The organism is Brevibacterium samyangense, from assembly GCF_039529845.1.
Classification (GTDB): Bacteria; Actinomycetota; Actinomycetes; order Actinomycetales; family Brevibacteriaceae; genus Brevibacterium; species Brevibacterium samyangense.
This window is the reverse complement of sequence record NZ_BAAANO010000018.1, coordinates 2,850-13,066: the sequence shown is the minus strand read 5'-3', so window position 1 is coordinate 13,066 and position 10,217 is coordinate 2,850. Positions and strand designations below refer to the sequence as shown.

The following is a 10,217-nucleotide window of genomic DNA, read 5'->3' as shown; positions in this document are numbered from 1 at the left end:
GGCGCCTCGGCCATTCAGGGGGCTGCTCGCCCGGCGGCCGTCGGTCCGCTCAGGAGTCCCGGGCCAGCAGTGCCTCGTGGGCGGCGAGCCGGACACAGGCGGCGAGGCCACGGGCGGCCTGTTCGACCTCGTCGAGGGAGGGCATGGTCGGTGCGATGCGGATGACCGCGTTGTCGGGGTCGAGCCCGTAGGGATGGGTGGCGCCGGCCGGGGTGAGCTTGACCCCCGCCTCGGCGGCGAGCTTCACGACTCGGTCGGCGGTGCCCGGGAGCACGGTGAGGGTGATGAAGTACCCGCCGTTCGGCGCGGTCCACGTGGCGATCCCGAGATCACCGAGCTCCTCCGCGAGGATGCGTTCGACGGCCTCGAACTTCGGCAGGACGAGGGCCGCGTGCTTCTCCATGTGGGCGCGGACCCCGTCGGGGGTGCCGAAGAAGTGGAGGTGACGCAGCTGGTTCACCTTGTCCGGGCCGATCGACGTGGGGGAGAGGTGCTTCCGGAACCAGTCGGTGTCGCGCGGGGACGCGGCGAAGAAGGCGACGCCGGCACCGGGAAGGGTGATCTTCGAGGTCGAGGCGAACATCCACACGCGGTCGGGACGGGACGAGGCGGCGGCGAGTCCGAGGATGTCGAGGAGGGCGGCATGGGGCTCGCGGAGGTGGTGGAGCCCGTAGGCGTTGTCCCACAGGATGCGGAAGTCCGGTGCTGCGGTCTCGAGGTCGAGGAGTTCCTTCGCTCGCGCCTCGGAGACGGTGATGCCGGTGGGGTTCGAGTACATCGGGACGATCCAGATGCCCTTGACGCTCGGGTCCTCCGCGGTGAGGGCGCGCACGGCGTCCATGTCCGGTCCCTCGTCGTCCTGGGGCACGGTGACGAGTTCGAAGCCGAGCGCCTCGGCCAGTCCGAAATGACGGTCGTAGCCGGGGACGGGGCAGAGGATGCGGCGGGGACCGGACGCCCATGGGACCGAATCCTCGTCCGCCGTCCCGAAGAGCGAGGCGAACACCAGCGCCTGCGACATGAGGGTGAGGGAGGAGTTGCCCTGAGCGAGGAGCTGCGAGGCGGGGACGGAGAAGAGTTCTCCGAACATCTCCCGGAGTTCGAGGAGTCCGTCGAGCCCTCCGTAATTGCGGGTGTCGGTGCCGTCCGGGGCGCGGTAGTTCTCGGCGGTGACCGCGGTGAGGAGATCGGCGGAGAGGTCGAGCTGGTCCGAGCCGGGCTTGCCGCGGGTGATGTCGAGGGAGAGCCCGCGGGCCGCGAACTCCTCGTAGGCGCGGTGCGCGGATTCCAGACCTGCTTCGATGTCGGGTCGTGGGAGATCGACGAGAGCCATGGGAAGCCACCTTCACGAATGGGGGAATGCCGAGTTCATTCTAGGTCTCCGGGCCGCGCGCTCGGACGGGTGGGGTGTGGGACGATACGGGGCGACCCGCGAGGACATGTGGAGGACAGGAGGCGAGCGCACGTGGTGCGACCGAGGATGAATGCGCACACCCGTACCGCGCACGGCCGGAACTTCGGCGCGAATGCCGACCTCTACGAGGCGGTCCGTCCCGGGTATCCGGCGGAGGCTCTGCCGGTGGTGCTCGGGCAGGAGGACTCCGTCCGACCGTTGCGGGTCCTCGATCTCGGTGCCGGGACCGGGAAGCTCACGCGTGCGCTCATGGCGGACCCGGGGGTGGCCGAGGTGCAGGCGGTCGACCCCGATGCATCGCTTCTCGCGCTCAACCCGGCACCGCGCGCCGTCGGGACCGCGGAGGACATCCCCTTCCCCGCGGACTCCTTCGATCTCGTCACCGTGGCCCAGGCCTGGCACTGGGTGGACGAGGCGCGGGCTGCGGAGGAGATCGCGCGGGTGCTCGTTCCGGGAGGGCGTCTCGCGATCCTCGTGAACCAGCTCGACGTCCGCGTCGACTGGGTCCTCCGCCTGTCCCGGATCATGCATGCCGGGGACGTCTACCGCCCCGCCTGGCGTCCTGCGCTCGGTCCTGCCTTCGGATCGGTCCGGCCCCACGAGGTCCCGTTCGTCCAGGAGGTGACGGTCGACGACGTCGTCGCGCTCGCGGCCACGCGGTCGTACTGGCTGCGGTCCGATGAGCGGATCCGCGCACGCGTCGAGTCCAATCTGCGCGGGTACTTCGCCGAGGAGCATGTGGTCCCACCAGGTGAGACGTTCGATCTGCCGTACCTGAGCCTCGTCCACACGGCACAGACCGTGTGATTGGATCGCACTGAACGCTCCGTTCTGCTCCGACTCGACTTGGAGGTCGATCATCATGCGTGCAGTCCGACTCCGGGAACACGGATCCCCCGAGGTCCTCGCGGTCGAGGAGGTCGCCGCGCCGGTGGCCGATGCCTCGGGCACCCGCACGGCGGACGGCCGGGTCCTCGTCGATCTGCGCACGGCCGGCCTCAACCGCCGCGATGCGCTCCTACGCGAGGGCATCCCGGGCTACCGGCCGGCTCTGCCCTTCGTCCTCGGCTCCGACGGCGCCGGTGTGCGCCGGGACACGGGGGAGGAGGTCGTGGTCTCGCCGGCACTGCGCTGGGGCACCGATCGGCGGCACCCGACGGCGAAGTTCGGGCTCCTCGGGACGAATCCGGACGACGGCGGCACCTATGCGGAGACCATCGCCGTGCCCGAGGCGAACCTCGTCCCGAAGCCCCGGCACCTCACGTGGGCCGAGGCGGGCGTCATCGCCCTCTCGGGCATGACGGCGTACCGGGCGCTCTTCACGGTGGGGCGCCTCGCGAAGGGGAAGTCGGTCGTCGTCCTCGGGGCGGGGTCGGGCGTCTCGACGATCGCGGTGCAGCTCGCGGTGCACGCCGGGGCGAAGGTCGCGGTGACGAGCTCGAGCGAGGACAAGATCGCGCTCGCGAAGGACCTCGGCGCCACGTGCGGTGTGCTCTACACGGACGAGGACTGGGACGTCGCCCTCCACCAGGAGATCGGCGGAGCGGACCTCGTGCTCGACTCGGTCGGCTCGACCCTCCAGGAGTCGGTGAATCTCCTCAGGCCCGGCGGCGCGGTCGTGTCCATGGGCGGCACCGGGGGAGGAGGGCACGTGACCGACTTCGACATCCGGACGCTCTACCTCTCGCACAAACGCATCCTCGGCACGGCGATGGGAGCACCGCAGGACCTCAGGGACTACATGGACGTCGTCGCAACGGGCGCGATCGACCCCGTCGTCGACTCCGTGTACGCACTCGAGGACGTCGCCGAGGCACACACCCAGCTCGACTCGGCCCTCCGCTACGGGAAGATCGCGCTCGAGATCGGGTGAGCGGTCAGTCGGTGACCGACGGGACGGGGTCCGGTGAGGTGACTCCCGAAGAGGTGACGCCCGGTGGGGTGGGGGCGGCCTGATCGGACCGGTCCACCGCGACCTTGCGGGCCCGGGCGTCCGGGGCGAGGGGGATCGTCACGACGAGGACACCGTCGACGTAGTCCGCGGAGATGAGTGCCGGGGCGATCCGGTTCCCGAGCGTGAGCGTCCGCGTGAACACCCCGCGCGGACGCTCGACCTGCATCCAGTCGACGTCCTCGTCGACCCCGGAGATACGCTCGGCGCGGATCCTCACGGTGCGGTCCTCGACGTCGACGTCGATGCTGTCCCGGCGCACCCCGGGCATCTCGATCCGGGCGACGAACCGATCACCGTACCGGTAGAGATCCATCGGGAGTGCCGCGGAGTGCGAGGGTGCGGTGAGGTCACCGATCACCCGGTTGACCCCCTTGATCGCGCCCGTGAGGGTCTCGCCGAGCGCCGCCGTGACGGAATTGCCGATGGGGCCGAGAGTCGAAGTCATGACTGTGACTCTCGTCGCTGCGCGGAGGATGCGCAAGGGGCTGTCCGGCGGCGTTCCGGATACCGAGCGCGGGCGCCCCGCATGCATGACCTGCGGCACAATGCCGCACATGCAGGAACCACAGGAAGCGGTGCCGGGCCGCGCGGCGGCGCCCGCCGTGGGCACCGCGCCCACGGAACATTCCGTGCTCGGGCGCGAGGCGCCTCGGCGGCGAGGACGGCACACTGCCGCCTGGGCACGAGGGCCGGTGCATCCCGGCTGGGTGATCGCGCTCGTCGGCCTGCTCGCCCTCATGGCCTCGGCCGGATTCCGATCCGCGCCGGGCGTCCTCATGATCCCGCTCGAGGCCCAATACGGCTGGCCGCTGTCGGTGATGTCGACGGCGGTGAGCACGAACCTCGTCCTCTTCGGCCTCACCGCGCCGTTCGCCGCCGCCCTCATGGATCGCCTCGGCGTGCGCACGGTCGTCTCCGGCGCGCTCGTGCTCATCGCGCTCGGCAGCGGGCTCACGGTGTTCGCCACGCACGTGTGGCACCTGCTCCTCACCTGGGGTGTGCTCATCGGGCTCGGGACCGGGTCGATGGCGCAGGTGTTCGCCGCGACCATCGCGAACCGGTGGTTCGTGAAGCACCGGGGGCTCGTGCTCGGTGTGCTCTCCGCCGGGATGGCCTCGGGGCAACTCGTCACCCTGCCGGTGATCGCGGCCCTCGCCGAGCGCGTCGGCTGGCGGACCGCCTCCCTCGCGATCGCGGGCCTCGCGCTCGCGGTGGTCCCACTCCTCCTCGTCTTCATGCGAGACCGTCCCTCCGACCTCGGGGTCCGTCCGGTCGGGGCCGGCCCGGAATGGGTCGAACCCGCCGAGGCGCCCCGCGGCAATGCCTTCGCGCGCACCCTCGGTGTCCTCGCCGCAGCCGCGCGGCGCCCGGCGTTCTGGGCGCTCGCGGGTGCCTTCGCGATCTGCGGTGCGACGACGAACGGCCTCATCGGGGTGCATTTCGTGCCCTCGGCCCACGACCACGGGATGGCGACGACGACGGCGGCCTCGCTCCTCGCTGCCGTCGGGATCTTCGACGTCGTCGGCACGATCCTCTCCGGATGGCTCACCGACCGGTTCGACCCCCGGCTGCTGCTCGGCGTGTACTACTTCTTCCGTGGGGTCGGGCTCGCGTGCCTGCCGGTCCTCCTGAGCGACCGGGTCCACGTGTCGATGGTGATCTTCGTCGTCGTGTACGGACTCGACTGGGTGGCGACGGTGCCGCCGACGGTGACGCTGTGTCGGGAGATCTTCGGCGAGTCCGGCACGATCGTCTTCGGGTGGGTGTTCGCCTCGCACCAGATGGGTGCCGCCCTCGCGGCGAGCGCCGCCGGTCTCGTCCGGGACACCGTCGGCACCTACACCTACGCGTGGATCGGGGGAGCGGTGCTCTGCGTCCTGGCCACGGTGCTCTCGGTGGCGGTGCGGCGGCCCCCGATCGACCGCCCCGGCAGGAGCGCTGCGGCATGAGCGCCTAGGCTTGTCCGCATGACTCTGCGCATCGACATCTGGTCCGACGTGAACTGCCCGTGGTGCTACATCGGCAAGCGCCGCTTCGAGGAGGGCCTGCGGTCCTTCGTGCACGCGGACGAGGTCGAGGTGACCTGGCACGCGTACCTTCTCGACCCGAGTCTGCCGGAACGCTTCGACGGCACTGAGGCCGAGTACCTCGCGCAGATGAAGGGGATGAGTCCGGAACAGGTCGAGGGCATGCTCGCCCAGGTGACCGAAGCAGCGGCCTCGGTCGGCCTCGATTACCACTTCGAGAAGCTCGTCCCCGCTCAGTCGCTGCGCGCGCACGCCCTCGTGAAGGCGGCGGCGCTGCACGGCAAGGACGCCGGTGCCGTCAAGGAGGCGCTCCTGTCGGCACACTTCGTCGAGGGCAGGGTCACGAGTGACGAGGACGTGCTCGTGGAGATCGGCGCGTCCGTGGGGCTGAGCGAAGAGGTGGTGCGGAGTTCGCTCACCGACCGACAGGTGCTCGGCCTCGTACAGGAGGACATCACGACGGCCCAGCGGATCGGTGTGACCGGCGTGCCGTTCTTCGTGTTCGACCAGAAGTACGCGGTCTCCGGGGCCCAACAGGTCGAGGTGTTCACGCAGGTGCTCGAGCGGGCGTGGACCGAGGCGCACGGCGAGTGACCTCGTCCGGTCGCCTCGGCCCGAGTGAGACGCGAGACAGTTTCGGAGAGTTTTAGAGTTTTCAGATCGAAGACGTGCCGACGCCCAGTGTGAGCGCCGTCGCACAGCTGCGTCACAGTGGGCGCGGGGTGCGCGTTCAGCACCGTCCGATTGAGTGTGGGGCATGGAATCCTCACATGCCCTGACCTCCTGGCTCGGCGCGAGTGCGGCGGCCGCGCTCATCGCCGGGGCCGGTGCGTTCGCCCCCTTCGCATCCGTGCGGGTCTCCGAGCTGCCCGAGGACTCCCGCTCGCTCGTGACCGGACTGCTCACGGCGGAGGTCGAGTCGAAGGCGCGGAGCCTCGCGGGGTCGATCGTCGAGGACTATGTGGCGGCGTTCGACCGGACATTCGTCTCCGTCGTCGATCCGGAGACCTCCGCGGAGGGCGTCGAGGTCGCACTCATGCGGATCAACGGACCGGCTCTCGAACTCGAGACCGTGTTCGAAGCGGCCGAGGACGGCATCCGGATGGTCGGGACGCGCTTCCGCGACGTGACCCTGGAGTAGGACGGCGGCGGGTCGTCCGGGGTGGAAGAATGCCCCTATGACCCAAGCCCGTTGGTTGACCCCTGTCGAACGTGAGGCGTGGCTCGCCACGCTCGCGTTCGTGGAGACCGTTCCCGCTGTCGTCGATGCACATCTGCGTCGTGAGTGGGGACTCACCCGGTACGAGTACTACGTCCTCGCGATGCTGAGCGAGGTCGACGGGGGAGTGCGGCCGATGTCCGACCTCGCCTCGCTCACGAACGGCTCCCTCTCCCGCCTCTCGCATGCCGTCGGAAAGCTCGAGAAGCGCGGGCTCGTGAGCCGGTACCCCAAGCCCGAGGACCGCCGGACGACGCTCGTCGAGCTCAGTGAGGGCGGCCGCGCGCTCATCGTCGAGGCCGCGCCCTCGCACGTCGAGGAGGTCCGGCGGATCGTCTTCGACCGGATCGCCGCGGATCAGGTCGAGCCGTTCACCCGGATGCTGCGGGCCGTCGTCGAGTGCGACGACGACACCGCGTGCGTGGACGAGGCGATAGGGCGGTCGCTCACCGAGGAGTGACGCTCACCTCGATGCGATTGGCCCAGGGGTCCTCGAAGGTGACGGTCCGACCGTCGTCGCGCGCGGCGATCCCCGCGTGTTCCATGCGGTCGGTGACCGCGCCGACCGCGTCCGCGTCGGGCAGATCGATCCGCACGAGGCCGAGGCCGAGGGCGGGTGCCCGGCGGCCGGCGCCTCGGGAGTTCCACACATTCATGGCCATGTGGTGGTGGTACCCGCCGGCGCTCACGAACAGGGCGGTGCCGTGCATGACGAAGGTCTGCGCGAAACCGAGTGTGTCGACGTAGAAGTCACGGGCGGTGGCGATGTCCCCGACGGAGAGGTGGACGTGCCCGACCTTCGCCGGGCGCAGGTGCGCGTCCTCGAGGTCCGTTTCCGTGAGGTGTTCACGGAGGAACCCGTTCGGGTCGAAATCGACGTTGTCCATCTGCACCTGGTCGTGGACCCACGACCAGGAGGTGCGGTCGCGGTCCCAGTACAGTTCGACGCCATTGCCCTCGGGATCGGTGAAGTAGAAGGCCATGCTCACGAGGTGATCCTGGTTCCCGACGAAGGTGCCGGGGTACTTCCGGGCGACGGAGTACACGGACGACGCGAGATCGGACTTCGTGTCGAAGAGCACCGCGGTGTGGAAGAGGCCCGCGGAACCGGGGGAGGCGAAGGCGAGTGTGGGGGAGTGCTCGAGCTGCAGGACCGGGGCGCCGGCGCGGCCGAGGAGGGCGGTCCGCCCGTCGTTCCCCATGAGGTCGAGTCGCACGCCGTCGGTGTAGTACTCGATCATCCGGTCGAGATCGGCGACGAAGAGGGTGACGGCGCCCATCTCGGTGGCGTCGGCGAGGAGATCCTGTGTGTGCGTCATGTGACGGCTCCCTGATGCGGTGGGGTGAGAGGGCGGTCGGTCGGGCCGCGCCTCGAACAGCTACGGTACGGGCGAAATACTTGAACAGTCAAGTAAAAGATTTCCCGGAGTCCATTCATGGACTCGTACGCGGAGCGCGCGTACCGTCGGGAGCGATCCACCTTCACGCACGATCGATTAGTACGTATGACGGCACGAGGAGGGACACCATGACCGAGAACACACGGTTCGACGAGGATGCAGTGGACCCGCGCGATGCGATTGCGATGGGTGCGGCGAGTACCCCGGACGACCGCGTCGAGGAGGTCGGGAGCGAGGAGACCGTCGCACCGCTCGACGAGGCGCTCGGGGAGGAACGGTTCGACGACGACGTCCTCCATGACGAGGCACTCGTGGAGGAGGCCGAGGACGCCGGCGCGGCGGTCGACGCCGGGATCGACGACAGTGGCCCGCTCGACGACAGTGCACCACTCGAGGAGAACCTCTACGCGGACGCCGAAGAGGCACTGCCGGGCGACGACGACCTCACGCTCGCCGAATCCGGTGACGCCGACGATCCCGAGCCGCTCGACGGGCGTGACGGCCAACCGGGTGTCGGCAGTTCCGACGACCCGGAGCTCCTCGACGTCGAGGACCCGCTGCGTGATCCGCAGGGCCTCGTCGACGAGGTGTCCTACGCCGACACCCCGGGCGACGAGGACGACCTGTCCTGACCCTCGAGGACGTCCCGTCCTGCTTGCCGAGGAGGGACCGGCCTGATCCTCGAGGGCGCTGCCCCGGTGTCCGGCGGGCCGGAGGGTCCGTCATTCCGGTTCGATCGGCATCCAGAGGTCGCATGTCGCGATGGTGAAATCCGCTGCGTGGTCGCGCACCGCCACGATGCTCGGTCCCGGCCTCAGTCGCCAGGGATTCGAGGGGAACCACTCGGTCGCGGTCGCTGCCCACATCGACTGCAGGGCTTCTGGGTGCGGACCCGATGAGGTGAAGACCGCCCACGGGCCCGCGGGCACGGTGAGAGTGTCGAGGCCCTCGGGGACCGGAGTGGTTGCGGACACCGCGACGCCGTGCATGTACGTGAGTTCGGTGCCTTCGGCCGCATCGGGCTCCGCGTCGCCGGTGATCTGCAGGATGCCGGACGGTTCCGCGTCGCCGAGGGCCTTGAGCCGCCCGTGCGCCTCCGGTGGCAGTGACCGGACGAACTCGAGGATATGCGGGTTGACGCCCTCGTACCGGAGGGGGGCGCGGGTCGTGTGACCGGCGAGTCGCAGTGCGGGGAGTTCGGTGATGCGGGTGTCCATGGGTGTGGCTCCTTCGACGGTGATGCGGAACGTGAGGCGTGCCTGAAGGACGCGTCGACAGCGTCCTCTACGTCGACATCGACGGGAACATGCATGCACAGAAGGCGCGCGTCGTCGCGGTCGCCGGGAATGCGATCGAGACACCCCGGTTGCTGCTCATGTCGTCCTCGCCGTTGTTCCCCGACGGCCTCGCGAACTCCTCGCGACAGCTCGGACGGAACTACATGCGACACACGACGGGGTCGGTGTACGCGCAGTTCCCCGATCCGGTGCGGATGTACCGCGGGGAGACGATGGCGGGGCTCATCGCGGACGAATCGCGGCTCGACGTCGACCGGGGATTCGTCGGCGGGTACTACCTCGAGACGATCTCGCTCGGGCCGGCGTTCCTCGCGAGTTTCGTCGAGCCCGGTGGGTGGTGGCCGGACTTCACACGTCTCATCGACGGGTATGCGAGAACGGCCGGGCAGTGGATCGTGGGGGAGGACCTCCCGCAGGAATCGAATCGCATCACCCTCAACACGACCGTGACGGACCGGCTCGGGCTGCCCGTGCCGAACGTGCACTTCGACGACCATCCGAACGACGTCGCGATGCGCGAACACGGGTACCAGCAGGGTTCTCTGCTGTACGAAGCCGTCGGGGCGGAGTCGACACATCGGACGACACCGTATCCGTCGACGCACAACATGGGGACGGCGCGGATGAGCGAACGGCCCGAGGACGGCGCGGTGAATGCCTTCGGTCAGACCCACGACGTCCCGAACCTCTTCGTGTCCGACGGTTCGCAGTTCACCACCGGCGCCGCGGCGAACCCGACGCTCACGATCGTCGCCCTCGCCATCCGGCAGGCGGAGTACATCGTCGAGCAGATGCGGACGGGGCAGGTGTGAGAGTGCGAAGGTGACGTGGGCCCGCGGACCGGCCGAGGCGCCTCGGAGGTACCGGCTCCGGGCCGACTCCCAGCTCGTGGAGGCGGGCACCCC

At 69.6% G+C, this 10,217-nt stretch carries 11 protein-coding genes and 1 pseudogene; 8 read left to right on the top strand and 4 right to left on the bottom strand.

What is annotated here, in order from left to right; genetic code table 11:
- Nucleotides 1-49 precede the first annotated feature (49 nt).
- The gene (locus tag ABD172_RS09955; protein ID WP_344309222.1) at nt 50-1,333 is read right to left on the bottom strand and encodes an aspartate aminotransferase type Ic; all 1,284 of its coding nucleotides are present in this window, start codon (nt 1,331-1,333) and stop codon (nt 50-52) included.
- A 147-nt stretch (nt 1,334-1,480) separates the two neighbouring features.
- Here ABD172_RS09955 and ABD172_RS09950 point away from each other — a divergent pair, with 147 nt between their 5' ends.
- Entirely contained in the window at nt 1,481-2,221 is a 741-nt protein-coding gene (locus ABD172_RS09950; protein ID WP_344309221.1) for a class I SAM-dependent methyltransferase, read from the top strand.
- 55 nt (nt 2,222-2,276) lie between these two features.
- Nucleotides 2,277-3,287 carry a quinone oxidoreductase family protein gene (locus ABD172_RS09945; RefSeq protein WP_344309219.1) on the top strand — a complete coding sequence of 337 codons (1,011 nt, stop codon included), beginning with the start codon at nt 2,277-2,279 and terminating at the stop codon, nt 3,285-3,287.
- Nucleotides 3,288-3,291: 4 nt separating this feature from the next.
- Here ABD172_RS09945 and ABD172_RS09940 read toward each other — a convergent pair whose 3' ends face one another.
- Nucleotides 3,292-3,813 carry an Hsp20/alpha crystallin family protein gene (locus ABD172_RS09940; RefSeq protein ID WP_344309218.1) on the bottom strand — a complete coding sequence of 174 codons (522 nt, stop codon included), beginning with the start codon at nt 3,811-3,813 and terminating at the stop codon, nt 3,292-3,294.
- On the opposite strand from ABD172_RS09940, the gene ABD172_RS09935 reads away from it, so the two are divergent.
- The 4 genes from ABD172_RS09935 to ABD172_RS09920 all read left to right on the top strand — a co-directional run bounded on the left by ABD172_RS09935 (nt 3,812) and on the right by ABD172_RS09920 (nt 7,074).
- Complete coding sequence (locus ABD172_RS09935) at nt 3,812-5,317, top strand: MFS transporter (RefSeq protein ID WP_344309216.1); 1,506 nt, start codon at nt 3,812-3,814, stop codon at nt 5,315-5,317. The genes ABD172_RS09940 and ABD172_RS09935 overlap by 2 nt on opposite strands.
- Before the next feature lie 18 nt (nt 5,318-5,335).
- A complete protein-coding gene (locus ABD172_RS09930) occupies nt 5,336-5,989 on the top strand; it encodes a DsbA family oxidoreductase (RefSeq protein ID WP_344309215.1) in 654 nt (217 codons plus the stop codon).
- A gap of 163 nt (nt 5,990-6,152) precedes the next feature.
- The gene (locus ABD172_RS09925; RefSeq protein ID WP_344309214.1) at nt 6,153-6,536 is read left to right on the top strand and encodes a hypothetical protein; all 384 of its coding nucleotides are present in this window, start codon (nt 6,153-6,155) and stop codon (nt 6,534-6,536) included.
- Between the two features lie 37 nt (nt 6,537-6,573).
- A complete protein-coding gene (locus ABD172_RS09920) occupies nt 6,574-7,074 on the top strand; it encodes a MarR family winged helix-turn-helix transcriptional regulator (protein WP_344309212.1) in 501 nt (166 codons plus the stop codon).
- Here the strand turns inward: ABD172_RS09920 and ABD172_RS09915 are convergent.
- Nucleotides 7,061-7,933: a VOC family protein gene (locus tag ABD172_RS09915; RefSeq protein WP_344309210.1), complete on the bottom strand. Its 873-nt coding sequence runs from the start codon at nt 7,931-7,933 to the stop codon at nt 7,061-7,063. The two genes, ABD172_RS09920 and ABD172_RS09915, sit on opposite strands and share 14 nt — an antisense overlap.
- Before the next feature lie 209 nt (nt 7,934-8,142).
- Between ABD172_RS09915 and ABD172_RS09910 the strand changes: the two genes are divergently transcribed.
- Entirely contained in the window at nt 8,143-8,646 is a 504-nt protein-coding gene (locus ABD172_RS09910; RefSeq protein ID WP_344309208.1) for a hypothetical protein, read from the top strand.
- Nucleotides 8,647-8,736: 90 nt separating this feature from the next.
- Here the strand turns inward: ABD172_RS09910 and ABD172_RS09905 are convergent, their stop codons facing one another.
- Nucleotides 8,737-9,231, bottom strand: coding sequence for a GyrI-like domain-containing protein (locus ABD172_RS09905; protein ID WP_344309206.1), 495 nt, complete (start codon nt 9,229-9,231; stop codon nt 8,737-8,739).
- Nucleotides 9,232-9,275: 44 nt separating this feature from the next.
- On the opposite strand from ABD172_RS09905, the pseudogene ABD172_RS09900 reads away from it, so the two are divergent.
- A pseudogene (locus tag ABD172_RS09900) lies at nt 9,276-10,124 on the top strand (GMC oxidoreductase); the annotation flags it as partial.
- Nucleotides 10,125-10,217: the final 93 nt, after the last annotated feature.